Here is a 24,216-nt window from a genome sequence, read left to right as displayed (position 1 = left end):
AATTGTAAAAAGCGGTTGATTGGAATGTTATGGAAATATTAAATATTTTATCGTTGTATTTTGCAAAAATAGCGATTATTCTAGTTAAAAATACAAATGCTACATCTATGTAAAATGAACTAAAGAAATAAACGCCTAATTGAGCCGCTTTACCGACAATTTCGATAAAAACTTTAGTTCAATCTATTTAACCCTAACCGAAAACCAACCAGAGACTTTGAATGAAACGACAGCAAATTGCAAAGCTAAGTATTGGAGGCCTGACCATTGTGTATGTAATTGGATTTATTGTGTCGCTTGTTATCGTTTTGGCTTTGATCCCTCCTTTAAGGAAGCTCGCGATCCGGGTTGATTTCGTCGACCGGCCCACCCATCGCAAAATACATAAGGAACCCGTACCGCATCTGGCAAGCATCGCCATCTTTCTCGGCTTCATGGTTCCCTACATCGTTCTCACCGGACACTGGGACAAGGAAATGGCTGGCATTGTGGCCGGCTCGCTGCTCATCCTCGGTATCGGCATGATCGATGACTGGTACAAGACGAAAGGCAAGGATTTTGCCGCTCTGCCCAAAACGCTCGTGCAGGTAGGCGCTGCGGTGATCGTCTATTATTCAGGGATCTCATTCGAAGGGATCACCGTTCCGTTCGCCGGCCATATGGTCGTGTTTCCGGAGTGGCTGCAGTTTATTCTGACGATTCTGTGGATCTTCGGCGTCACGACGGTCATTAATTTTATGGACGGGCTGGACGGGCTGTCCGGAGGCGTGGCCGCCATTTCGGCCTTGACGCTGTTTATCGTTGCTATTGCCAAAGGCCAGTCCCATTCCGCGATCATGGCGGTGCTGCTGGTCGGGGTGACGCTCGGTTATTTGAGATACAACAAGCCGCCCGCCAAAATTTACATGGGGGATGCAGGCGCGACGTTTATCGGGTTCATGCTCGGTATCATCGCCCTGGACGGAGCCTTTAAACAGGTGACCGTCATTTCCATTCTCGTGCCTGTGCTGGCGCTTGGCGTGCCGATCTTCGATAACATTTACGTTGTAATCAAACGGTATCGTGACGGCAAGCCGGTGTACAAGGCCGACCGAAGCCAGCTCCATTATCGGCTGCTGTCCTGGGGGCTGAGCCCGAAGCAGGCGGTCGTGTTCATCTATTTGATCAGTGCCTGCCTGTCATTGTCCTCGATCATCCTGATGTTGATCAGTTAGCGTGGACCTTCCGGCTAGGCGTGGTTAACAAGGAAGTAAGCAGGAATCGTTCGATGGGAGCGATTGAAACTCAATGACAAAGGGGCTGCCCACCGTCGTGCATGACACGACAGCATGGGACAGCCCCTTTTATTATGGCTAACCGGCATACCCTATTTAGATCGAATTAGGCTTGAGAAGCGGATTGAAGGGCACGAATGGACAAATCCAGCTCCACCATGCCGCCCGGAAGGTCGCGGGATCCGGCAATTACCCAATTTACGGCCAGTGCTTTTTGCAATGCAGCCAGCTGCTCCAAGCTGAGCCGCAGCCCGTGAATCACGCCCTCGCCAACCTCAAAGTCCTTTTCCTCGTCCAGGCCAAAACGCTGCACCAGCCAGTTTTTCAGCCCGTTCCGCGTGTTAAACGTCATGCGGTAGCCTTCCGTTGCCGCCTGGGCCAGCGGCTCCCCGTGTTCCTCCGAGTAGCCGAACAGGTTGGCATAACGCTCGCCCTCGAGCCCTGCTTGGATAAACGGCTCAGCGTCCTTTTTATGGACAGCTTCAGCGATGGCGGCCGCAGACAGTCCGGCCCGCTTCGCCTGCTCGATCAGAATTGCGGTCCACTGTGATACTTTAATATCCTGATTCATCCGGTCTCTCTCCCTTCTCGCTCCACTTGCTTATATCTAAAGAAAAAGCCCTCAAGTGAGGGCTTTCCTTGTACGTCCCAGGAGGGATTCGAACCCCCGACCGACGGCTTAGAAGGCCGTTGCTCTATCCAGCTGAGCTACTGGGACTTGTTATGTAATAAAAAAAGCGAATGCGTTATTTATTATACCGCATTTAGCCAATTTTTCAAGAGGAAAATGAGAAGGCCGATTGGCGGGAAATACTATGGGTAATAACTTAACAAAATAAGTTGTAAAGGAGCATTTCCATGCGACAGTTGTTATCTTCACTTTCCTACTTCAGCATATTTTTCGCCCCGTTTATCCTGCCGGTGATCGTATGGATCGCCGTCCGGGACGAATACGTCGCCAGGCATGCCAAGCGAGCGCTGCTCTCGCATCTGCTGCCATTCATTGCGGCCGTACCGCTGCTGTTTTTTACTTTGGCAGCCCACCATGCCGGCTCGATCCTGGGATATATCCTGCTGTTCTGCGTTATTTACTTCGGCACGTTCGTCTACAACATCGTTAAAGGCATTCAGGTGCTTCGCGAATATGCGTGAAGCGTGAACAGCTAAGAACAGCTGAACAAACCTCCGGGGATATCCCCGGAGGTTTGTTCATGATTCAAGGAGGTTACTGGTTGCCAAAACGTCTTGGGTTATGGGGCACAGCCAAATTTCTCGAATTTCTGCTCGTCACTCCACCCGCAAAAGCGTTTTGTCGGGCGTACTTGCTTCTCTTGCCTTTTTTGTTCGTGAAGTCCGCCATTTAGCTCACCTCCCCTAAACCATAGTATGGGGCGGGAGTCTGCCGGCTATGTTTCTTAAATTATGGCTGCGTTTACTTTGCGAACCTGCTCCGCAGATCCTCCTCTACGTTCCCAAAAGAGATCAGATCGCGCAGGAACAGATCCCGCTCCTCGTCGGCCGTCAGAAAAAAGCTGCCTTCGAACGCCTGCATCGTCACATCGGTATACGCCTGATGCATACTGTTGTCGTACCAGTCTAGCTCTGTGTCGGAATCGTTGCGGATCAGCCGGATCAGGTCGTAGCAGCCCGGCGTCTGCTCGGCCACATAAGCCAAAAGCGCGGGATCGTCGACCGCCCCTGGCAGCACGCCGATTTCGGCGCAGCGGATCCCGTCCAGTTCCGTCATCCGCCGCACCTTGGCATCCTTAATATAATACATGCTTTCCCCCTCTCCCGGTCAGCTTGAATTCAGAAATCAAGTATAACCCAGCATTTTGTTCTCCGTCAGATGCTGGCGCGTTTCTGCCGTGCCGTATTCGTATATTTTCCGGTACAGCTTGTTCAGGCTCTCCGTGTACTGCGAATTGACATCATCCTCCGGCGTATCCGGCCATGGAAACGTATAGGCCAGGAAGGAGTCTTCGGCATGCTCCTGCATATCCTCCATCATCTGCTGCACTTCCCTGGCCTGCCCCACTGTGCAGTACATCACCAGCTCATAAGGAGCGGCGCCTTGTTCGGCGAGAACGCTTCTGCCGTGTACCGATACATAAAAATGCTGCTTATCCATGTCACATTACTCTCCTTTGTAAAGATCATAGAAATTTATAAGTTTTCAGCGGAGCTGAACCATTCCATGATCGCAAGAAAAACATCCGCTAAATGCGGCCTGCCTGCTGTAGAAGTACGTCGACAGACACGTTTTTCTTACACTGCCTTTCCTATAGTTTTCGTTAAAGGACAGACATTTTATGCCCCGATTCGGCATATAACTGTATCACTTTGGCAAACAGAAAGGACAGCGAGTGGACAAACGACAAAGAGAGGATGACCCATCATGTGCGGAATAACCGGTTTTATACAATGGAGCGGCGACTTAACCCAGGATTCGCAGATCCTTGTCAAAATGACAGAAACGATGTCGGATCGCGGACCGGACGCTTCGGGAACATGGATCTCCAATCCATGCGCCTTCGGCCACCGCCGTCTGAGCGTCATTGACCCCGAAAACGGCGCACAGCCCATGATCGTTCATGATGATGATGATGTGTATGCGATTTGTTATAACGGGGAGCTATATAACGCGCCCGAGCTGCGGAGCGAATTGGTCAAAAGAGGACATCACTTCCGGACCCATTGCGATACGGAAGTTCTTTTGGTTTCATACATCGAGTGGGGGCCGGCCTGCGTGGACCGGTTCAACGGCATTTTTGCCTTTGCCATCTGGGACAGCGTCCGGGAGCAGGTGTTTATGGCGCGGGACCGCCTGGGCGTTAAGCCCCTGTTCTACGCCTACATCGACGGCACTTTAATATTCGGCTCTGAGCCCAAAGCGCTGCTGCAGCATCCCAAAATGGAGCCCGTGGTCGGCCCTGAAGGGCTCGCCGAAGTGTTCATTATCGGTCCGGCGCGAACGCCGGGACAGGGTGTCTATAAAGACATGAAGGAGCTGCGGGCAGGGCACGCGATGATCTTCAGCCGCGACGGGCTGCGCAGTTACGCCTACTGGCGTCTGGACAGCCACATTCACGAAGACAGCGTGGAGGAAACGGCGGCCAAGCTGCGCGAGCTGCTGCAGGATACGCTGGAACGGCAGCTGGTTTCGGACGTTCCGGTCTGCACGCTGCTGTCCGGAGGGCTGGATTCCAGCGCCCTGACGGCCCTTGCCGTTCAGTATTATAACCGGACCAACCAAGGGCAGGTCCACACCTACTCCGTCGATTACGTCGGCAATGAGAAGCATTTCAAATCGCATGCCTTCCAGCCGGGAGCCGATGCTCCGTTTATCCAGCGGATGGTGGAGGAGCTCGGAACACAGCACCATTACATCGAATTTGATACCCCCGAGCTCGTAGAATCGCTGAACGCCTCTACCCTGACCCGGGACCTGCCCGGCATGGCGGACGTGGACGGCTCGCTCTACTTATTTTGCCGTGAGATCAAAAAAGGGGCGACGGTAGCCGTCTCCGGCGAAGCGGCCGACGAAATTTTCGGCGGCTATCCCTGGTTTCACCGCGAGGAAATGCTGAATTCCGGCACGTTCCCTTGGTCGGTCGCACCCGACATGAGGGCCAGCCTGCTGTCTCCCGAAATCCGCGAATGGATCCGTCCGCTGGATTACCTGGGGGACCGTTACGCCGATGCGGTACGGGAAGTTCCCAAGCTGCGCGGCGAGACCGGCCAGCAGGCCAAAATGCGGGTTATGTCCTACCTGAACATCACCCGCTTCATGCCGACGCTGTTGGACCGCAAGGACCGCATGAGCATGGGCGTCGGCCTCGAAGTACGCGTGCCTTATTGTGATCACCGGCTGGTCCAGTACGTATGGAATATCCCTTGGGAAATCAAAATGACCGGCGGACGGGAAAAGGGCATTCTGCGCAAGGCACTGGAAGGCGTGCTGCCGGACGACGTGCTCTACCGCAAGAAGAGCCCGTATCCGAAAACCCACAATCCGGATTTCCTTGCCGCCGTCAAGCAGCAGATGCTCGACATTCTGGACGATCCGTCTGCCCCGATCCTGCCGCTGATCGACAAAAACAAAATTCTCGAGATCGCCGCTTCCCCTGAGGCGTCCTCGAATCTGCCATGGTTCGGCCAGCTGATGTCGGGGCCGCAGCTGTTTGCTTACCTGGCCCAGATCAACAACTGGTTGAAAACCTACAATGTGGCCATTCGTTAACGTAAAATGAACATGCAAAAAGGGTATCCGACAGGCTCTAGTCAGCCGGATACCCTTCTGTTTGTTTACCGCGGTGCATGCGTGCTTCATCTATCCCACGTTAACCTGCCGGGCGCTTTTTCCGACAGATTCCCCTTTGATCAGCGTGACGTAGATGCGCTCATGCTCCACTTCCTCACCCGATAAAATTTTGATCAGCTGCTCCGATGCCAGCGCCCCCCATTTCCGTTTGGAGTAGTTGATGGTCGCCAGGCGCGGCTGCATGTAGCTCGTCAGCTCAATATTATCGAAGCCGATCAAATGCACATGCTCCCCGATCCGGTAATCGGTCTCCGCCAGCCGGTTGCAAAAACCGATGGCCATTTCGTCATTGAGGCAGAACACGGCCGCCGGGCCGGTATACTCACCGATGACCCGTTCGGCGGCGCGTTCCCCTCCGCTTTTCTTGAAATCGCCGGGGATCTCGATCCATTCCACATCTTCCGTGCGGTCCGCAACCATTTTGACCGCCTTCATGCGCTGAATGGAGTCAAACGAGTCATCTGGCCCCGTCACGATGTAAATCTTCTTGTGGCCCTGCTCGACCAAAAATTCGGTGGCCAGCGTAGCCCCTGCCTTATTATCCAGCAGCACCTGATTGATGTTGGGATGCTCGAGCTCCCGGTCCAGCACGACGATTTTGTGGTTCCGCTCGGCATATTTGAGCAGCTCCGCGTTCGTAAACGCATGGTCCAGAATGATAGCTCCGTCGATCATCCGCTCCGGAAGCATCCGGTGGGCCTGCTTACCGCTGCATACGATCAGGTCGTAGCCCTGGGCGTTGCAGACCTCCTTCATCCCGTCGAGCAGGTCGCCATACACGTCCCCCTTAAAATCCGTCAGAAATACCCCGATGATCCGGGACTCCCGCTTCTTCAGCGATCTCGCGGCCGCGTTCGGCACATAGTTCAGTTCCTTGGCGATCGCCAAAATTTTCGAGCGGGTTTCATCCGTCACCTTGCTGCTGCCGTTCAGGGCATATGATACCGTCGATATGGAAACCCCGGCTTTTTTAGCGATATCCTTAATACTAACCAATGTTCCTCGCTCCCCCGTATCAAACCATTGCTAGGTCCAAAATTATCCATATTCCAGTTCTCATGGAAAAGGGCGATCCGTGAAGATCGCCTTAAACTGCTACATAAAAATCTCAACCACATTGTGGCCGTCCGGCTTCATTCCCTGCTCAAACACGTCCTTCGAAATCCGCAGTCCGCCCTCGCGGTACGGATTGCTCACCGCCGAAGCTTCCAGCTCCCGGCCGTTCAGCTTCACGCGGCGCTCGCCGGTGCCGTTCAAATGGTAAATGAAGGCCACGTCCTGACCGTCGTAGCGGAAGTCGAAGCGCAGGCCGTCCAGCTTCTGCGGCAGCACCGGATCCACGATGAGATCCTGCTGCTCCTGGCGGATGCCCAGTGCGTTCGAGATCAGCTGATTCATGTAGATCCCCGGGCCGCTGGAATAAATACGCCATCCGCCCTTCACCTGCACGCTGCCGCTGCGCAGCTCATCAAAATGCGCCTGCGCGTCATAACGCGTGTTGAACTTGCCGTCGGAGCTGCTGAAATAAGCGTTGCTTTGACGCAGCTCGGCATTCGGCACGACATTGCGGATGCCGACCGGGTTGATCACGTTTAGGCCGTTCCATACATCATCCGCATGCCCGAGCTTCGCCATCGCTTCAACGAAGCGGATATGGGCGTGAACATACTGCAGGCCCACTTCGCGCCCGAAGTTCGACGCCTGCTCCGCCCGTTTGAAGTGCGTGCTGACGCCGCCGGCATACTGGGCTGGACGGTTCATGAGACGGACGCCGTCCGGGAAGAAGAGCTTCTCTTTGATCAGCCCATAATGCGCCTTGGCGCGCTCCGGATCCAGCAGCTCCGCAATCATGCTGCGGGTCATCGGCAGCAGGCGGTACTGAATGCCGGTCTCTTCGTCGGTCGGATGGAGCATCAGCTTCACCTCGTCCGGATTCTCCATATAGAGGAACCCAGGAATGACTTCCGTTCCGAGCATGTATTTTTCGTAATCGCGCTTGATTCCCTGCGCCATGACATGAAGCTCCGAAGCCAGTTCCGGCTTGGCGGATTTCAAGGCCCCCGACAGCTGCGTCATCGTCTGGTACGTCAGGGCGACGGTCCAGCTGCTGACCATGTACTGCTTCAGCTGGGCGTTGGCCGGCTGCAGTGTATCGTCCCAGTCTCCATCCCCATAAGAGGACAGGTGGGTATCATGCAGGAAGTGGCTGCGAATGTAACCGATCTCCTTGTACACATGATCCAGAATCGTGGCTGTTTCTTCGGTAAAATGGAACTTGTGCTTGACCGTATACGGAACCTTTTCCTCGAGAATGCCGAAGTCTTCGGTCGCCTGCAGGTAATCGCTGAGCACCTTCAGCGGCCATACGATGATATCGCCGTGGCTCTCCTCCTGTTGGACGGTATAGTAGTTGTCGAACATGAACCACTGCGGCCAGTTGCCGTCGTCTTCGTACTGGTGGGAATACACCATTTTCAGAATGTCGCGCACCTGTTCGAATTTTTGCGTCGCCATAAAGTACTCGGTCGGCCCCTGGCAGACGTCCCGCGTTCCCCAAGCCGCGCCTCCGTACTGTTCCAAGCCATGCGGCACCGAATAATGAACCAGCATGTTATGGGTGTACCACCAGGCCAGCGCATTCACTTTGAAAAAGTCCTTGCCTTCCGTGCCATCCCCGCCGGTTAAGCGGAATCCGTTCATCAAGTCCCGGAAGAACTCCCGGTACTTCGCGATTTCATCCTCTGCGCTGCGGTTAGCTTCAGGAAGGTCTTCCCCGTCCAGCAGCCCCTGCATCGTCAAAGTCCACTCCGGGGCAGCATCCAGCTTGAGCGTCACTACCGATGCTTCCCCAGCCTGAACGCCGCTTGCAAGTGCCGTTTCATCGCTAACAGCCGCCTTGGCGCCGTCGATCCGCATGGTGTATTTCAGGTTCGGATAGGCTTCCTTCCGGAGCGCGTCCTGAGCGCCGTGGAACGTCAGCACACCCGCCGATTCCGTCATGCGGACCGGCGCTCCGAACTCGTTGACGTCCATGGTGACCTGGCTGGTCACCAGGAATTCATACGCTTTGCCGCTCTCCGAGCGCACATGAAGGCGTACTTCAGGCGCATCCGCAGCCGCGAAATTGGTGATGACCAGCATGTCATCCGCCGTTTTGTAATACCAGCGCACATAGTTGAAGCCGATCTCGAACAGGGACGGCATCGTCAGGAGTCGGTACACTCCTTCGATGTTTACGTATATCCGCTGTCCCGCCGTCTTCGGCACGTTCAAGGCGCTGCGGGCATTGCTCATCATTTTGTTGAAGTTGGTATTGCCCACCACCAGATGGGAGTTGAAAATGCCGTACATATAAGAAGTCGTCGTCACGACTTTGGCGCCCAGCTTCACGCTGCCGCCGCTCATCAGGATATGCCCGTGCGGACGCTCCACCCGCAGCTCCTTCTCCTTCAGCACGACATGCTCATAGGTGTCGGTAAAGAACGCAAGAAGCTGTCCGTTCTCGGTTTCCTCCTCCTGTCTTCCGGCTGCCGGGAAAAGGGTTTCGAGCTCCTCCGCGGTAAGCGGCAGGGTGCGCAGCGGTTCGCCGATCTCCGGATTCAGGCGGACCTGCGGCAGTTCATGCAGCGGACCGTCCGCAGCGGCCAGATTTGCCTGCACCTGATCCCAGGCTTTCAGCACCTCGTCCTTGAATTCCAGCTCGGTTACCGCAGCCGCATGATCCGGCTTGAACAAGCCGTAGAACACGAAGCGTGCTTCCCCGTCCAGCGTTACCGCTTCGGACTGAAGCGCCGTGTAGGCGAACTCGTATTGATAGACCTCGTTCGCCAATTGAGGCTGGCTGAGGCATGCCGGCACGTTCGTTTCTTTATAAGACAGGCCGAAGAACTGGAAGCCGTCCGTAGAGAACCCCGCGGCACGCGTCAGCGAACCCTGCTGTATGTAAGGGAACGCTCCGCCCTGCGGCTGGTTTTGGCGCGAGCACACCACATAGCCGTGGTCTTTGTCTTCGAAGACGGTATGGTCGATATATTGGGACAGGTACGCCTCGTTGCTGCGAACGGCGCCCGGATCCGCGTCCCCGATATCCTGGCCGTAAACGACGTCGACCTTGAGGCCCTGCCCAGTCGCCCGGACGTCCCAGAACCATACGCCGAGCGGGCTGAGCGCAAACGTTACGCTGTACGCTACCCCTTCGGCTTCGCCTGTCCAGACGATACGTCCTTCGCCTGTGCTGACCCGGCTGTCCGAACGGATGCCCAGCAGCGGGTAGAAGCGGATAGCGGAATCGTCATGGATGCGAAGATACAGGTTATTTAAAGCCCCGTCGAGCGGGCTGCTCATCAGCTGGTTGATCATCGTCTTGCCGCTGACGGCTTGGAACAGGTCGCCGCTTTCCCAGAACGTAAAGGACAGATCGCCGGCCTGGACGTGAAGCTTGGAATTCGTAATGGTTGTCATAGTTGTTCATCCTCCTATCCCGGAAGCCGGCCGGAACCTGTCCGGTACGGCTTCGAGGCAGCTTTTACAGTATTTTTCATCCTGCATCGTCTTGTTGGTCAGCTCTCTCCAAGGCCATGCGCTGTTCTTTGTGTACGCGCATGGCCGTCTGTTCATCTAAACCAGCCGGAACGACTCAGCAAGGGTGTCCCGGCTGTTCGGACCGACAAACACCTGGAACGTTCCCGGATCGCTGGCTTGCGTAAGGTCGGAATGATGATAACGAAGCTGTTCCTCCGTAATCGTAAAGACTGCATCCGCGCTTTCCCCGGGAGCAAGCTCGAGACGTACGAAGCCTTTCAGCTCGCGCATCGGACGGACCACTTCACCGGCCACGTCGCGGATATACAGCTGAACCGTTTCGATCCCTGCGCGATCCCCGGTGTTCGTTACGCTCACGCTGACCTGAAGCGGCTGATTGGCCGTTATCTCGTTTCCGGACAATTTCAGCTCGCCGTATTCAAACGTCGTATAGGATAGGCCGTATCCGAACGGAAGCAGCGGATCATTCGGACTGTCGATATATTTGGACACATACCGTTCTTCCGTTTTGTCCGGATTCATCGGACGGCCGGTATTGTAATGGTTATAATAGACCGGAATTTGACCCACCGAATGCGGGAAGGACATCGTCAGCCGGGCCGAAGGATTCACGCGCCCGATCAGAATGTCGGCGATCGCGGCTCCGCCTTCGCTGCCCGGGAACCAGGCTTCCAGGACGGCATCCGCTTCGTCAATGATTCCGTGCAGGTCCAGCGGGCGGCCGTTGAAGATCACCGCAGCCATCGGCTTGCCGGTCTTCTTCAGCTGCCGCACCAGCTCCAGTTGAGCTTCCGGCAGGCGGATGTTCGTGCGGGACCCGCCCTCCCCGCTCATGGCCGAATCTTCGCCAAGGGCGAGCACGATCACGTCCGCGTCTTGAGCCGCGGTGATGGCAGCGTCAATCTGCGATTGCTCCACGCTTACGACGCCGGAGCCTTCGGCAATGACCAGCTGTCCCTCAGCCAGCCGCTCCTGCAGCGCGGTTCCGAGCTTCACGGCGTCTTCCTTCACGCCGACGCAGGACCACCAGCCGAGGATGTCGTCGCTCTGGGCGAACGGCCCAATCAGGGCAACCTTCTTCCCAGACGCAAGCGGCAGCAGGCCGCCTTCGTTTTTCAGCAGTACGCTCGATCTGGCTGCCAGCTCGTAAGAAACGTTTCGATGTTCCTGACAGAACAGCACTTCGCGCTCACGCTCCGGATCAGCTCCTCGCAGCGGATTGTCGAACAACCCGAGCTTGTCTTTCAGCCGCAATATCCGCAGCACCGCTTCGTCGACCAAGGCTTCGTCCACGCGTCCGCTCTCGATGAGGCCCGGCAGATGCTGTACGTAACAAGGGGTCATCATCTCGATATCCACGCCGGCCCGGATCGCCCGGTAAGCGGCCTCGCCATCGTCCTCCGCCGCGCCGTGCGCGATCATTTCGCGGATCGACGCCCAGTCCGAAATCAGGACGCCGTCAAATCCCCACTCATCGCGGAGGATGCCGCGCATCAGCTTCTCATTGCCGGTAGCCGGAATGCCGTCCACGGTATTGAACGACGTCATGACCATCTCGCAGCCTTCGTCCAGTGCCGCTTTATAGGCCGGCAGATACTGCTCCCGCAGATTGCGTTCCGACATGTTGACCGTGTTGTAGTCGCGTCCCCCTTCAGGAGCGCCATAGGCGGCGAAGTGCTTCACGCAGGCAGCCAGCCGCTCCGGCTCATCCTTCAGGCTCCCGCCTTGATAGCCGCGGACAAAAGCGCGGGCAAACAGGCTGTTCAGGTACGGATCTTCGCCGGTCGTCTCCATGACGCGTCCCCACCGCGGATCGCGCACCAGATCGACCATTGGTGCAAACGTTACATGAATGCCGGATACCGCCGACTCTCTCGCGGCAATTTCGGCGCTCTTCTCGGCCAGCTCCGTATCCCAGGAGCATCCGATCGCCAGCGGGATCGGAAAGATCGTTTTGAAGCCATGCACCACATCGGCCATGAACATCAGCGGAATGCCGAGACGGCTTTTGCTTAAATATGATTTCTGTACGTCGATGACCGACTGCGCTCCCGATAACCCCAGAACGGAGCCGCTGGCGGTCACCATCGATTCGGTGATCCCCATTTCCTCAAGCGGTCCGGTAATTTGGCTTTCGCCGCCTTCATGAAAATTGGCGGTCAGCTGGAGCAGCTGCGCAATCTTCTCCTCCAGCGTCATCTGATTCAACAGTTCGGTTAACTGCCGGTTGTCCATTCCATTCCCTCCACAACAAAGTCGTATGATGATCCAGGCCTTCCGGACACGAATGGTCCGGCTCTTTCAGACCCTTTCTCCTTTCTCAGGAGCTTGCACAAAACCTGGCTGACAAGGGCAGCAAGGATGTAACCCGTCCTTGGCGCTTATCTTTTGTGCAAATTCCTCATGAAGAAAAGCGTCTATCGATGTACATTTGCGTTCTTTAATCGTTATAAGAATCTATGTCTCCTCCCTGTGGCCAGGCCGGCCTATTTATAATAGAAGAAACCCGACCCGGCACCACCGTGGAAGAGAAGAACCCGGCTGCATCAAAATGTGCTGCACACCGGGTTCCTTAGACTCGGACTGCGTATAATGCTCAGTTCTTATCCTTATTTCAGAACGATCTGTTACTTGGCAAATTTGCTGTTCAGTTCATCCAGAACCGGCTGAACGAGGGACTGCTTGCTTTGTACCCATTTCTTCCAGTTTGCTTCCAAATCGCCGCCTTGCAGGATCAGGTTCGCATACTCGTTCTGGTAATCGAAGGATGCCTGGCTCTTCGCTTTGGAATCGTACAGCTGCACATCCCAGTCGTAAGTTGCCAGCTTGCCGCCTTCGCTGCCCAGTTTCGCTTTCTCTTTAAACAGCTCAACGGCGCGGTCACGGTATTCCTTCTTGATTGCAGGGTTCACGATACTGAAGTCGTCGCCCAAAATGTACAGTCCTTCAAAACGTGCCGGATATTTGTCTTCCAGAGTCGTTCCTTCCGGAAGCAGGCTGACCGGCTCTTTGTTCTCGTCGTACTTCCAATCCTTGCCCTCAAAGCCCATGTTCAGGAGCATTTGTCCTTCTTTGGTCGTCGAGTAATCGATAATATCCATGATGCGTTCGAACTTCTCTTTGCTGATGTTCGGCGAGAAGATCAGCGCAGACCAGAAGTTCGGCTGCTCCAGGTTGCGGTATTTGCCGTCGTCACCCAGAACGATCGCCGTATGGACGAGGTCGTCGCTGCTTACGCCCAGGTTCTTCTGCATGTTCTTGTCCATATCTTGTCTGTACGAAGCCAGACCGCCCAGGGACATCATCGCAGCAACGCCTTTAACTCTGAAGTTGTCGCTGCCTTCGTTGTTTTTCCAAGTGTAGAACTCCGGATTAAGCAGGCCTTCTTTGTACGCTTTCTGCATCAGCTTCAGACCGGTCAGCGTCTCCGGATCGGCTGGTCCCCAATGGAACTTGCCGTCTTCTCCTTTGTAGAACGCCGATTCCACGCGGGAGTGCTCACTGTTGGCCATGATGATGTTGGTCAAAGCGTCATCCGCTGTGTATGAGATCGGAACGAGCTTGGAGCCCAGCTTCCCTGGGTCTTTCTCTTTGACCAGTTCCGCATAATGGATCAGTTCGCTTGTGGTGTATGCATCCTTCAGTTCAAACCCGACAGCTTTGGCCCAGTCTTTGCGGATCGCGATGACGCCGATTTGGTTCACAAGCGGATCAGCCGGTTTGTTCTGGTAGTACACCGGTTTCGGCAGAATGTAAGTACCGCCTGTCAGCTCTTCCAGTTTGTCGCCGAGGCCGGTTAGCTTGTAGGCCGCCGCCACATTCGGCCAACGCTCTTTCCAGTCATCCGGGAATTTGTAGAGCAGTCCTTGATCGACATAGTTCATAAAATCGCCGTGCACGTAGTTCCAGCTGGCCACGTCAGGCAGGTCGCCGGAGTTGATCCACAAGCGGAGTTTTTCCGGCCAGGAATCCCACTGTACGTAGTTGTAATCCCACTCGACGTTGAATTTGTCCATCCAGTACTTGTGGAACTCGTTGTCGAGCACACCGTCTTTTACTTCCGTGGTCTGCGCGACGGAAATTTTTAATTTGTCCTTGTAGTTCCCGTCCGCGTCTTTTTCGTTGCCGCCGGATGATGCCGTGTCTTTCCCGCAGGCAGTCACCGTCAGCATCACCGCCGACAGCGCAACGGCCAGAAGCGGTTTGAACAGCTTTTTGGTGTTCATGTTTTTTCCCCTCTTTTGATCAGATTTTTTGTGGTAAAAAAAATCTATTGTGTAATCAGGTCTTGATAGCCCCTGTTAACACCCCTTTGGCGAAGTGCTTTTGCAGCATCGGGAAGAAGCACATGATCGGCACCATCGATACGAAGACCGAAGCCATCTTCATTCCCGTGGAAAAACCGGATTTGTTCAGGGCGTCCACGCTGGCCGCATTCGAAACGTTTGTCGACGATTCGACGATAATGGTCCGCAGGACGTTTTGCAGCGGAAGCATTTCCGCTTTTCGCAGGAAGATCATCGCATCATACCATCCGTTCCAGAAGGCCACGCCGTAGAACAGCGTGATGGTCGCCATAATCGGCGCCGCGAGCGGAAGGACGACGGAGAACAAGATGCGCCATTCGCCCGCCCCGTCGAGCCTCGCGGATTCCATCAAGGACTCCGGCAGGCCCTGGAAGTAGTTCATCATCAGGATCATATTGAAGGCACTGAAGCTTCCTACCAGGATGACAGACCACAGGGAACCGGTAAGGTGCAGCGATTTCATGACCAGATACAGCGGCACAATCCCGCCGTTAAAGATCATCGTGAACAGGACGAGGAAGAAGATAAACTTTTTCCCCGGGAACTTGTTGCGGCTGAGGCCGTAAGCCATCGTGCTCGTCAGGAACAAGCTCAGCGGCAGGCCGACCACCAGAATTTTAATGGTGTTCCAGAAGCCCGTCAGCAGCCTGCCGTCCTCGAACAGCGCACGGTAGGCGTCCAGCGTCGGATGCTTCGGCCACAGCATCATCGGATTATCGGCATACTCCTTCTGTGAGGCGAGCGAAATCGCGATCACGTTCAGGAACGGAATCAAAATAATTAAAGCCAACACAATCAGCACGATAAACATGATGTAATCGAGAAGCGTCATTTTACCGACCCGGTATTTATGCCGTTTCTCAGCATGCGTACTCATCTCTCTAACACTCCTTTCCTAACGGAACAATCCGTCTCCGCCCATCAGTTTGGCCACGCGGTCCGCAGCAAGCAGCAGAATCATGTTCACGAGCGAACGGAACAAGCTGACCGCCGTCGAGAACGAGAAGTCCGTCGAAGACTGGAACGTGATCCGGTAAATATACACGTCGAGCACCTGGGACACGTTCTGCGTCGCCGCATTCGCCAAGTTGAAGATCTGGTCGAAGCCGGCGGACATCAGGCCGCCCACGTTCAGGATGAACATGACCGTGACGGTCGGCAAAATGTTCGGCAGCGTAATTTTGAAAATTTGCTGCATCCGTGAAGCGCCGTCGATCTGCGCCGATTCGTATTGGTCCTGGTCGATCCCCGAGATAGCAGCCAGGAAGATGATGGCCCCCCATCCGGTGGATTTCCAGATGTCCGTCAAAATCAGCATCGGCAGGAACATGGGCTCGGAGCCGAGGAAGTTGATCGTCGGAAGTCCAAGAAGCTGCAGCGCGCTGTTCAGCAGGCCGTCATAGGAAAGGACGTTGATCACGATCCCTGAAACAATGATCCACGACAGGAACTGTGGAAACGTAAAGATCGTCTGGAACAGCTTCTTCGTCTTCCGCATCCGGAGCTCATTCAGCAGGAGCGCCAGCAGAATCGGGAACGGGAAGGTGATGATCAGCTTGATAATGTTGATGTACAGTGTTCTCCACACCGCTTGGGCAAACGTCGGGTCGCGGAATACATACTTGAAGTTCTCCAGGCCGACCCAAGGGCTGCCCCAAATTCCCATGTTGGCTTTGTAATGCTTAAACGCGAGCGACAAGCCGCCCATCGGCAGATAAGCAAATAAGATCAGCCAGATGATGCCGGGAATAAGCAGCGTATACGTCATCCGGTGCTTCCAAATTTCCGTAAACAGATTACCGGTTTTGGAACGCCCCTTTGCATTTTTGTTCGGCCCTAAGGCTGCGGGTTTCAATTGGCATCTCCTCACTATTCTTGGGTCTTGTCTTCAAACAGAAAATCAAAAGCGGTCTTTAAATGCTCTTCCCAAAAGAGCCAGTCATGTGTTCCCGGTCCCTCAACGTACCGGAAATCGAACGGGCTGTTCTCCATGCTGGCAGCAAACTGCCGGTTCATTCCGACGAACGGATCCTCCGATCCGCAGCAGCACAGCACCGGCGGCAGCCTTCGGCCCTCTTCGATCAATTTCGCGGACAGCGCATACACATCCTGATCCGGCTTCACCTCAAGCTTCGGTCCGAAGACGGCCTGCATCTCCCTGCGCATCCCTTCCGGCATCGCCGGGTCATTCAGACGCTGACGGATGTCGGTCACGCCCGAGAAAGATACGACTTTGGCGTACCGCTCCGGGTAGGTGAGCGCGCATTTGAGCGCTCCGTAGCCGCCCATCGACAATCCCGCCACAAACGTTCTTTCGGGATCGGTATTCAAATGCAGCAGGCGCCCGCACAGCTCGGGGAGCTCCTCCGTGATGTAGTGAAAATAGTCCAGCCCGTAAACCATGTCGGTATAAAAGCTTCGTCCTGCTTCCGGCATGATCACCGTACAGCCGTGCCTCGCCGCGAACATTTCCACGGTCGTCAGGCGGTGCCAGGTGCTGGCGTTGTCCCCCGCTCCGTGCAGAAGATACAACGTGCTTGAAGTGGGGACGCCGGTATCCACCGGAGAGATCACATGGATGCTGGTCGTCATCCGCAGCGTAGGCGAGCCGGTATCGATCGTTAGATGCGCCATATGTAACCCCTTTCATTTCAGTTCGACTGCTCTATCGTGTTGTCCGCCTTAGTCAGCAGCAGCCCCCTTTCGGGAAGCCGGCCCGGCTGAGCCAATAACGGACAGTTTCGGCCCGTCATTGGTTCTTCTGATCGCCGATTGCGTTCCCGCCTAAGCAAAATCCGATTCAGCCTCATCGGGCGTTATCGGTAGATGCCGCAGGAGCGTCAAAAGCGATGAAAGCGATTTTTTCGAATCGTTTCGATTAACATCATAAGCCCGTTGTCTAAACCTGTCAACAACCTTTTTTACAAAGGCCCAGCGAACTGTATTTTTGTGCAAATCCTTGATCTCACTTACGTTAATGCGACAAAATCCCTAGCGGACGGCAAATGGTAACCGCTTACAAAATGGAGTTGACAACATAAAGTAATCTGTAATAATCTCAAGATTAGCGAGTCAATGTGGAAACGTTTCTATAGATTTCATCCTATTCCTGACGGCCGCAGCGGAAAGGCATATGCAGTAACCCGTTTCAGCCATAGGGATCAAGCGGAAGGAAGGCTTAACGATGACATTTCAAATCGGCGGTTTTGTCGATAACGCAGGCAGCAGGAAACTAAACGTTTTATCCGTCCGGGTGCTGCAAAATGGGCAGCTGCTGGGGCTCTGGGACCGGGATGGCGACGCCCGCCGGCTTCAGCATTCGGTCAGCAAGTCTTTTACAAGCATGGCGGTCGGACTTGCCATCGCCGAAGGAAAGCTGACGCTGGATGCACGGTTAAACGATTTTTTTCCGGACTATGGAAAATCGGTGAAGGATTCGGCCTATCCACCGGGAGAGCTGACCCTCGGTCATCTGCTCCGGATGGCTTCCGGCCACGATGCCCCGCCGCTCTGGGCGGAAGAACGGGAAACGCTGCAGGAGAAGGATTGGGCAAAATACTATATGTCCCTGCCCTTGGACCGGATGCCCGGTGAGACCTTCACGTACAGCAGCGGCGATACGTTTATGATCTCGGCTATGGTTCAGGCAGCCGTCCTAGAGACGGTGCGCGATTATTTGGTGCCGCGGCTGTTCGAGCCGCTCGGTATCCGGGATGTCCGATGGGACACGTCGCCGCTCGGCGTCACGCTCGGCTGCACCGGGCTGTGGATCAGCTGCGAAGAGCTGAGCCGGTTCGGCCAGCTGCTGCTGCAGAAGGGGCGGTGGCAGGGCGTCCAGCTGATCCCGGAGGCATGGATCGGCGAGGTTACGCGGAGGCAAATCGACACGCCGGGAACGGCGGACTGGGGAGCGGGTTACGGCGGCCAATTCTGGATGTGCACACACGGAGCATACCGCGCCGACGGCATGCGTGGACAGTTCTGCGTCGTCATCCCGGACAAAGAGGCCGTGATCGCCATCAACAGTGACGAGGATGATATGCAGGGCATTCTGGACGCCGTCTGGGCGGATATTTTGCCCCAGCTCTAAGCGTGTTACATTTTCGTGACATGTCAGAAAATACAACAAAACGGTGCGTCCTCTTAGGCGAGGAGAGCACCGTTTTTGCTTGCTTGGGGGTGAGAAATCTGGACCATTCGTATCTGTCATTCCCTTAAGAAATGACCCCTTTGGACAAAATCAGGTTGCCGTACAACGCACGTTCTCCGGTCGCCACGACCGCATAGGCTTTCTTCGCGCGTTCATAAAATTCGAAACGTTCCAATTCGGTGAACTTGATGTCTTCCCCTTCCGTCTCATGCACGATCTTGCGGTATACTTCCCACACCGGCGTTTCCACCGGATCTCCCGGCACCACCTGCATCAGCATGACGGGGTACTCCACGTACCTGTTCAGGGGCAGCAGCTCAAGCGCAGCCTGGAGCAGCTCGGGAATGCCGTGGCCGTCCGCCCGGACCAGCCGCTTGGCCAGACTGGCGGAAGGGAAATTTCCGTCGGCGAATACGATCTCGTCCCCGTGCCCCATTTCGCTTAATATTTTCAACAGCTCAGGAGACAGCAATGCAGAAATTCCTTTCAACATGACAAAAACCTCCTATTATGTTCCCACTTGGGGTGTCCTGAAACATAATACGACACGCGGCAGGAATATCCTTCCTGAAATAATTTTTACAATCGCATGAAGCAACCGGATACACTGCCGTTGTATAATAGTGGAAAATGACCCCTAACACGAAACGGAGGATTTGTCGTCCATGAAAAAGACCTGGCTGCTTGGCTTCGGATTTTTCAGCATCAGCATCACCTGGGCGCTGTACAATGCGTTTGTTCCGTTTTTCCTCGATCCGTATCTGAAGAGCGCCGCGTGGATCGGCTTCATGATGACCATCGACAACTATTTCGCCCTGTTCCTGCAGCCATGGATCGGCAACCGGAGCGACCGGACCGTCTCCCGTTTCGGCAAGCGGATGCCCTACCTGCTTATCGGGATGCCGCTCGCTGCCCTGTTCGTCGTCTTGATCCCCTTTCACACCAGTCTGCTGACGCTGGTCCTGTTCATGATGCTGATGAACCTGGCGATGAGCCTCTACCGCTCGCCAACGATCGCGCTCATGCCGGACATCACGCCGGAAGGGAAGCGGACCAAGGCCAACGGCGTCATCAACTTCATGGGCGGCGTAGGCGGCATTCTCGCGTTTGCCGGCGGATCGCTGATGTACAACCAGAACCGCTCCTTCCCGTTTATCGCCGCGGCGGTCATCACCCTGCTGTCGCTGTGGATTCTGTACCGCTTCGTCCCCGTTCGGGGAAGCGGTTCCACACCTTCCTCCGCGCCGCAGCAAGGAAGCCGGATCAAGCTGCGCGGCGAGCTGGACCGGACGACGGTGCTGCTGCTGATCGCCATCTTTTTCTGGTTCGTCGGGTATCAAGGCGTCGAATCGTTGTTTACGCTTTACGGCAAGCATCATATGGGGCTGCAGGAAAGCGCCGCTTCCTTCTCCCTGACCTTCTTTTCTCTGTTCTTCGTTCTGTTTGCTATCCCGAGCGGCTGGCTTGGCAACCGGTACGGGAAGAAGAAGATCATCCTGACGGGCGTCGCCGGCCTGTTTCTCGTGTTCGCGGCCGTTCCGTTCATCGGGACCGTGGGACCGCTCCGCGTGCTGCTTGCCCTCGGCGGCATCTTCTGGGCGTGCATCAATATTAACTCCTATCCGTTCATCGTATCGACCGGAAGCGAAGCGAGCATCGGAACCCGAACCGGACTGTATTACCTCGTCTCCTCCCTGGCCGCAATCACTTCGCCGCCGCTGCTCGGGCTGATCATCGACCAGTTCGGCTACGCCTCCTTGTTTGTCGTCGCGTCGGCCAGCCTGCTGATCGCTCTGCTGTTCCTGACGATGGTCCGCCATGACGGCAAAACGGCCGGCGCAGGGTCCGAGACGGCGACGCTAAACGGATAAACAGATGGCGTATGACAAAAAAACATCCGCGGCTGACGAAGCCGAGCGGATGTTTTTTTGCTGACATGCGAATTGCCAATGCCTGCTACACCAGCAGGTCGGCGACCACCGGAAAATGGTCGGACGGCATTTTGCCCTGGCGGTGGTCGGTGATCACGCCAAAATTGCGCACCCGTACCCCGCCGGTCACGAAAATAAAATCGATGGCGCTCTCGAACTCGAGACCATGCTCCTCGCCCGGGTTCAAATGCGCAGGGAACAGCCGCGCGGCCGTTTCCCGGGAGTCAAAGCCCTGGAAGGTGAATGTCGGGCCGAAATGCCGGTAATCCGCGCTGACCGCCGCATCACGCAGCAGAGCCCCGCCCTCTTCGTCGCCGCAGAGGACGCGGTAGGCTTCCGAATCGCTGGTGACGTTGAAATCCCCGGTCAGCACCGCGGTGCCCTTTTCCACCAAGTCCCGGATCCGGCTTTTGATCAAATGCGCGCTCTGCTTGACCGCCTCCACGCCGATGTGATCAAAATGAGTGTTCAGATGGATAAATTCTTTTCCCGTATATGTATCTTTGAACCGGCACCAGGTTACCATCCGGGTGCAGGCTGCGTCCCAGCCTAATTTGCCCGGCTTCTCCGGCTCTTCGGACAGCCAGAAATGTCCGTGCTCCAGCGGCTCCAGCCGCTGCTTCAGGTAAAAGATGCAGGCGTATTCGCCGTCCTGCTTCCCGTCCTCCCGGCCGGCTCCGATCCAGCCGTACTCCGGCAGACGCTCTTCCAGATCCGTCAGCTGGTTATGCAGCACCTCCTGCATGCCGACCAAGTCGGCGCGGTGGAAGCGGACGATTCCGGCAACCAGGTCCCGCCGGCTGTTCCATGTATTCTCGCCTTCCTTGTCATAGTCGTTTTTGATGTTATACGACATGAACCGGAGCTCCATCTCCGGTTTAGCTGTGTTGCTCACATCAACACCTCATTTCTCAAAGTTTGCGCACGCCCATTCTACCATAATCCGCCGGAAAGCGATCACAAAATTTGGTTAAAGGCACGATTCATCCCCTCCAGACGGTTCACAGCTTTGATAGGATCGTGCTCTACTTTGCGGGATCTCCTAGGTGGGACGCCAATACAGGACACGGCGAAAAGGCCGCCCCTTGGATCAGGTAGATCCAAAGGAGCAGCCTTCAGCGGAATCATCTTTATTTATGGGGCCAGCTTGGCCATCAGGCTGCGGAGCGCCGCTCCGCGGTGGCTGATCGCCTGCTTTTCCTCCATCGTCAGCTCGGCCATCGTTTTCCCGTATTCGGGAAGATAGAATAGCGGATCGTACCCGAAACCGCCCGAGCCGGCGCGGTCGGCGGTAATCCAGCCCTGAACCGAGCCGGAGGCCTCAATGAAGCCGCCCGTTGCCGGATCATACAGTATCAGCGTGCAGACAAAGCTCGCCGGGCTGAGCAGCGAATCCTGAACGTCCGCGCCCATCTTTTTGTCCTCCAGCATTTGCAGCAGCTTCTCGTTGTTCTGCTCATCCGTGGCATGCTCACCCGCAAACCGGGCCGAGTATACGCCCGGACGGCCTTCCAGCTCGTCAACGCATAAGCCGGAATCGTCGGCCAGCACCGGAAGCCCGAGGGCATCGCCTACGGTTTTGGCTTTCTTCAGCGCATTCTCCGCAAACGTGCTCCCGTCCTCTACTACATCCGGGATGCCGGGATAGTCGAACATGCTTTTCACCTGTTTGCCCAGCGGGGCGAAAGCATGCTCAAACTCCTTGACCTTCCCTTTGTTCTTCGTCGCCACAATAATCGTATCGCCCGCCGGAATCATGCTAGGCCTCTCTTCCGGCTTGTCCCGAGCCGATCATCAGCGCAATCGGGCCAAGAGCTTCCTTCTGCTTGGTGATCAGCTCGCGGATGCCCTGCTCTCCAAGCTTCAAGAGCTCATCAAGCTCCTGCCGCGTGAACGGGCTTTCCTCGCCGGTTCCCTGCAGCTCGACGAACGCGCCGCTGCCGGTCATGACGAGGTTCATGTCCACCTTCGCCTTCGAATCTTCCTCATAATTCAGATCAAGCAGCGGCTCTTCACCGACCACCCCGACGCTGACCGAAGCCAGAAAGTCGGTAATCGGGAACACCGGCAGCTTGTGCTGCTGGGCGATTTTGTTAATCGCAATGGCCATCGCCACAAACGATCCGGTAATCGACGTCGTGCGCGTACCTCCGTCTGCCTGAATGACGTCGCAATCCAGCGTGATAGTCCGCTCGCCCAGCGCCTGCAAATTCACAACGGAGCGTAGCGCTCTGCCGATCAGCCGCTGAATTTCCATCGTACGTCCGCTGAGTTTGCCGCGCGCGGCTTCCCGCTGGTTGCGGGATTGCGTCGCCCGGGGCAGCATCGAATACTCCGCCGTTACCCAGCCTTTCCCCTGTCCTTTCAAAAAAGGAGGAACCTTCTCGTCCACCGTGGCGGTGCAAAGGACTTTGGTGTCCCCCATTTCAATGAACACGGAGCCTTCCGCGTACTTGTTTACGTTCACTGTCAAATTCATCGGCCTAAGCTGATGGCTGCTGCGTCCGTTTGATCTCATCATTTCTGCCTCCTACTTCGTTCGCATCCTGTTTAAGCAACCTTTATTTTACCAAAATGGAGGGATAAAAACACCCTGAGCTGCCCTTAAAGCGGGATTTCGTTAATATAATCGGGGCGTGTGACCGGCTGGCTGTAGTCCAGATTGTCGGTTCCGACGACCTTGGACTCCCCGTTCAGCTCGATTTTGACCTTAGGATTCCCCGCGTTTTCCGCCACCGTCAGCACGACGGACTGGAGCATTTCGGTCGGTACCGCATCGCCTTCGGCGAACATGTCTTCCTTCAAGGATACCGTTACCGTGCCATCCTTCTCCTTCTTCACGGACTGCAGCTGCGTCTCGTCGGTCATGACTTGTTCCAGGCCGTCTGTCTCCTGCGGACCGCGGATCAATTCGGCGAGTGCCGACTGCAGCGCGTCCTGTCCCGGTTTGACAAGCCGCGTTACCGGAACGTAATACTGGATGCCGGCCGGCGATGCCGCCGAGAAGTAAACGGTGACTGGCGACGAATTCGTCAGCGTGGCCCCCTGCCCGACTTCCAGATTGATGCCCATGCTCCGGCTGAGCGGCTGATCCAGCGGAGTGCCCCCTACAGGCATTTCCGACAGCTTCTTGCCGTCAACCCACAGCTGGACCTTTTGCACATCCGCATTACCGGTCAGGGTCCAGGCCAGCGATTCGAGAATTTTGCGCTCATCCGGCGCTTTGTATTTCGTGAATGCACTGTTAAACTCGACAACAGCCAGCTTGTTATCCTTGTCCACCGTGACCTTCTTGACCTCGGTTCCTGCAGGCAGGACGCCCGTGAAGCCTTCCGGAATATATTTGGCATAGGCTCCGCCGGAGACGAGCGTTTCCACCGACAGCTGAACCGAAGTTTTATCCTTTACTTCCGGCAGACCGAGGGTGACGGGGGCAAGCATCCCGTTCCCGTCCGCCAAATACACGGTCGTCGGGGTGCCGGTGAGCTCGGCCTTAGCCTTGGCGCCTGTGGTGCCTGTGCCGTCCGACATATTGAGCATCTGCTCCTCGACCGCCTTCGGCGGCGCATCGATGTCTTCCGAAGCCGAATGGGTCCCGAACAAACCGCAGCCGGACAGGATAACGGGAACGGCCAGCAATCCGGCGGCGGAAATGCCGCGAATTTTGTTAAGCTTGGTCATAAGTCTG

At 55.7% G+C, this 24,216-nt stretch carries 20 protein-coding genes and 1 tRNA gene; 5 read left to right on the top strand and 16 right to left on the bottom strand.

Features of this window, described 5'->3' with window-relative positions; all coding sequences use genetic code 11:
- Positions 1 to 221: 221 nt before the first annotated feature.
- A complete protein-coding gene (locus tag KI379_RS31525; RefSeq protein ID WP_212986012.1) occupies positions 222 to 1,214 on the top strand; it encodes an MraY family glycosyltransferase in 993 nt (330 codons plus the stop codon).
- 166 nt (positions 1,215 to 1,380) lie between these two features.
- Here KI379_RS31525 and KI379_RS31520 read toward each other — a convergent pair whose 3' ends face one another.
- Positions 1,381 to 1,845, bottom strand: a complete 465-nt coding sequence (locus KI379_RS31520) for a hypothetical protein (RefSeq protein WP_212986011.1) — start codon at positions 1,843 to 1,845, stop codon at positions 1,381 to 1,383.
- A gap of 73 nt (positions 1,846 to 1,918) precedes the next feature.
- A tRNA-Arg gene (locus KI379_RS31515) sits at positions 1,919 to 1,992 on the bottom strand.
- A 140-nt stretch (positions 1,993 to 2,132) separates the two neighbouring features.
- On the opposite strand from KI379_RS31515, the gene KI379_RS31510 reads away from it, so the two are divergent.
- The gene (locus KI379_RS31510) at positions 2,133 to 2,426 is read left to right on the top strand and encodes a DUF4870 domain-containing protein (protein WP_076174239.1); all 294 of its coding nucleotides are present in this window, start codon (positions 2,133 to 2,135) and stop codon (positions 2,424 to 2,426) included.
- Positions 2,427 to 2,706: 280 nt separating this feature from the next.
- On the opposite strand, the gene KI379_RS31505 is transcribed toward KI379_RS31510, so the two are convergent.
- Together KI379_RS31505 and KI379_RS31500 are read right to left on the bottom strand one after the other, a co-directional pair.
- Positions 2,707 to 3,054 (bottom strand): hypothetical protein, encoded by a 348-nt coding sequence (locus KI379_RS31505; RefSeq protein WP_212986010.1) that lies wholly within the window; start codon positions 3,052 to 3,054, stop codon positions 2,707 to 2,709.
- A gap of 36 nt (positions 3,055 to 3,090) precedes the next feature.
- Complete coding sequence (locus KI379_RS31500) at positions 3,091 to 3,405, bottom strand: hypothetical protein (RefSeq protein ID WP_076174234.1); 315 nt, start codon at positions 3,403 to 3,405, stop codon at positions 3,091 to 3,093.
- Between the two features lie 267 nt (positions 3,406 to 3,672).
- Between KI379_RS31500 and asnB the strand changes: the two genes are divergently transcribed.
- Positions 3,673 to 5,517 (top strand): asparagine synthase (glutamine-hydrolyzing), encoded by a 1,845-nt coding sequence (gene asnB, locus KI379_RS31495; RefSeq protein WP_212986009.1) that lies wholly within the window; start codon positions 3,673 to 3,675, stop codon positions 5,515 to 5,517.
- Positions 5,518 to 5,607: 90 nt separating this feature from the next.
- Here the strand turns inward: asnB and KI379_RS31490 are convergent, their stop codons facing one another.
- The 7 genes from KI379_RS31490 to KI379_RS31460 form a co-directional block, all read right to left on the bottom strand.
- Positions 5,608 to 6,594 (bottom strand): LacI family DNA-binding transcriptional regulator, encoded by a 987-nt coding sequence (locus tag KI379_RS31490; protein ID WP_089548407.1) that lies wholly within the window; start codon positions 6,592 to 6,594, stop codon positions 5,608 to 5,610.
- 99 nt (positions 6,595 to 6,693) lie between these two features.
- Positions 6,694 to 10,059, bottom strand: a complete 3,366-nt coding sequence (locus KI379_RS31485) for a GH36-type glycosyl hydrolase domain-containing protein (RefSeq protein WP_212986008.1) — start codon at positions 10,057 to 10,059, stop codon at positions 6,694 to 6,696.
- Between the two features lie 156 nt (positions 10,060 to 10,215).
- Positions 10,216 to 12,375 carry a glycoside hydrolase family 3 N-terminal domain-containing protein gene (locus KI379_RS31480; protein ID WP_212986007.1) on the bottom strand — a complete coding sequence of 720 codons (2,160 nt, stop codon included), beginning with the start codon at positions 12,373 to 12,375 and terminating at the stop codon, positions 10,216 to 10,218.
- Between the two features lie 392 nt (positions 12,376 to 12,767).
- Positions 12,768 to 14,366, bottom strand: a complete 1,599-nt coding sequence (locus KI379_RS31475) for an extracellular solute-binding protein (RefSeq protein ID WP_116234190.1) — start codon at positions 14,364 to 14,366, stop codon at positions 12,768 to 12,770.
- Positions 14,367 to 14,421: 55 nt separating this feature from the next.
- Entirely contained in the window at positions 14,422 to 15,324 is a 903-nt protein-coding gene (locus KI379_RS31470) for a carbohydrate ABC transporter permease (RefSeq protein WP_076174223.1), read from the bottom strand.
- 18 nt (positions 15,325 to 15,342) lie between these two features.
- The gene (locus KI379_RS31465) at positions 15,343 to 16,302 is read right to left on the bottom strand and encodes an ABC transporter permease (protein ID WP_116234189.1); all 960 of its coding nucleotides are present in this window, start codon (positions 16,300 to 16,302) and stop codon (positions 15,343 to 15,345) included.
- A gap of 14 nt (positions 16,303 to 16,316) precedes the next feature.
- On the bottom strand, positions 16,317 to 17,081 hold the full coding sequence (locus tag KI379_RS31460) for an alpha/beta hydrolase (protein WP_212986006.1): 765 nt from the start codon (positions 17,079 to 17,081) through the stop codon (positions 16,317 to 16,319).
- A 550-nt stretch (positions 17,082 to 17,631) separates the two neighbouring features.
- On the opposite strand from KI379_RS31460, the gene KI379_RS31455 reads away from it, so the two are divergent.
- Positions 17,632 to 18,537 (top strand): serine hydrolase domain-containing protein, encoded by a 906-nt coding sequence (locus KI379_RS31455; RefSeq protein WP_212986005.1) that lies wholly within the window; start codon positions 17,632 to 17,634, stop codon positions 18,535 to 18,537.
- A gap of 124 nt (positions 18,538 to 18,661) precedes the next feature.
- Here KI379_RS31455 and fucU read toward each other — a convergent pair whose 3' ends face one another.
- Complete coding sequence (gene fucU, locus KI379_RS31450; protein ID WP_076174215.1) at positions 18,662 to 19,090, bottom strand: L-fucose mutarotase; 429 nt, start codon at positions 19,088 to 19,090, stop codon at positions 18,662 to 18,664.
- A gap of 172 nt (positions 19,091 to 19,262) precedes the next feature.
- On the opposite strand from fucU, the gene KI379_RS31445 reads away from it, so the two are divergent.
- Complete coding sequence (locus KI379_RS31445; RefSeq protein ID WP_212986004.1) at positions 19,263 to 20,468, top strand: SLC45 family MFS transporter; 1,206 nt, start codon at positions 19,263 to 19,265, stop codon at positions 20,466 to 20,468.
- Between the two features lie 85 nt (positions 20,469 to 20,553).
- Here the strand turns inward: KI379_RS31445 and KI379_RS31440 are convergent, their stop codons facing one another.
- From KI379_RS31440 to KI379_RS31425, 4 genes are all read right to left on the bottom strand, one after another.
- A complete protein-coding gene (locus KI379_RS31440; RefSeq protein WP_244879508.1) occupies positions 20,554 to 21,423 on the bottom strand; it encodes an endonuclease/exonuclease/phosphatase family protein in 870 nt (289 codons plus the stop codon).
- Between the two features lie 239 nt (positions 21,424 to 21,662).
- Complete coding sequence (locus KI379_RS31435) at positions 21,663 to 22,286, bottom strand: XTP/dITP diphosphatase (protein ID WP_116234185.1); 624 nt, start codon at positions 22,284 to 22,286, stop codon at positions 21,663 to 21,665.
- A 1-nt stretch (position 22,287) separates the two neighbouring features.
- Positions 22,288 to 23,049 carry a ribonuclease PH gene (gene rph, locus KI379_RS31430; protein WP_280518791.1) on the bottom strand — a complete coding sequence of 254 codons (762 nt, stop codon included), beginning with the start codon at positions 23,047 to 23,049 and terminating at the stop codon, positions 22,288 to 22,290.
- A gap of 83 nt (positions 23,050 to 23,132) precedes the next feature.
- On the bottom strand, positions 23,133 to 24,209 hold the full coding sequence (locus tag KI379_RS31425) for a GerMN domain-containing protein (RefSeq protein ID WP_076174208.1): 1,077 nt from the start codon (positions 24,207 to 24,209) through the stop codon (positions 23,133 to 23,135).
- Between the last annotated feature and the right edge of the window lie 7 nt (positions 24,210 to 24,216).

Source organism: Paenibacillus cineris (genome assembly GCF_018333335.1).
In the GTDB taxonomy this organism is placed as follows: Bacteria; Bacillota; Bacilli; order Paenibacillales; family Paenibacillaceae; genus Paenibacillus_AQ; species Paenibacillus_AQ favisporus.
This window is presented reverse-complemented; position numbering and strand designations above follow the sequence as displayed.

Bases quoted from the DNA above. Each gene is read 5' to 3' on its own strand.
- KI379_RS31525 (WP_212986012.1), top strand. From the start codon at position 222: ATGAAACGACAGCAAATTGCAAAGCTAAGTATTGGAGGCCTGACCATT.
- KI379_RS31520 (WP_212986011.1), bottom strand. From the start codon at position 1,845: ATGAATCAGGATATTAAAGTATCACAGTGGACCGCAATTCTGATCGAG.
- KI379_RS31510 (WP_076174239.1), top strand. From the start codon at position 2,133: ATGCGACAGTTGTTATCTTCACTTTCCTACTTCAGCATATTTTTCGCC.
- KI379_RS31505 (WP_212986010.1), bottom strand. From the start codon at position 3,054: ATGTATTATATTAAGGATGCCAAGGTGCGGCGGATGACGGAACTGGAC.
- KI379_RS31500 (WP_076174234.1), bottom strand. From the start codon at position 3,405: ATGGATAAGCAGCATTTTTATGTATCGGTACACGGCAGAAGCGTTCTC.
- asnB (WP_212986009.1), top strand. From the start codon at position 3,673: ATGTGCGGAATAACCGGTTTTATACAATGGAGCGGCGACTTAACCCAG.
- KI379_RS31485 (WP_212986008.1), bottom strand. From the start codon at position 10,059: ATGACAACCATTACGAATTCCAAGCTTCACGTCCAGGCCGGCGATCTG.
- KI379_RS31480 (WP_212986007.1), bottom strand. From the start codon at position 12,375: ATGGACAACCGGCAGTTAACCGAACTGTTGAATCAGATGACGCTGGAG.
- KI379_RS31475 (WP_116234190.1), bottom strand. From the start codon at position 14,366: ATGAACACCAAAAAGCTGTTCAAACCGCTTCTGGCCGTTGCGCTGTCG.
- KI379_RS31470 (WP_076174223.1), bottom strand. From the start codon at position 15,324: ATGAGTACGCATGCTGAGAAACGGCATAAATACCGGGTCGGTAAAATG.
- KI379_RS31460 (WP_212986006.1), bottom strand. From the start codon at position 17,081: ATGGCGCATCTAACGATCGATACCGGCTCGCCTACGCTGCGGATGACG.
- KI379_RS31455 (WP_212986005.1), top strand. From the start codon at position 17,632: ATGACATTTCAAATCGGCGGTTTTGTCGATAACGCAGGCAGCAGGAAA.
- fucU (WP_076174215.1), bottom strand. From the start codon at position 19,090: ATGTTGAAAGGAATTTCTGCATTGCTGTCTCCTGAGCTGTTGAAAATA.
- KI379_RS31445 (WP_212986004.1), top strand. From the start codon at position 19,263: ATGAAAAAGACCTGGCTGCTTGGCTTCGGATTTTTCAGCATCAGCATC.
- KI379_RS31435 (WP_116234185.1), bottom strand. From the start codon at position 22,286: ATGATTCCGGCGGGCGATACGATTATTGTGGCGACGAAGAACAAAGGG.
- rph (WP_280518791.1), bottom strand. From the start codon at position 23,049: ATGATGAGATCAAACGGACGCAGCAGCCATCAGCTTAGGCCGATGAAT.
- KI379_RS31425 (WP_076174208.1), bottom strand. From the start codon at position 24,209: ATGACCAAGCTTAACAAAATTCGCGGCATTTCCGCCGCCGGATTGCTG.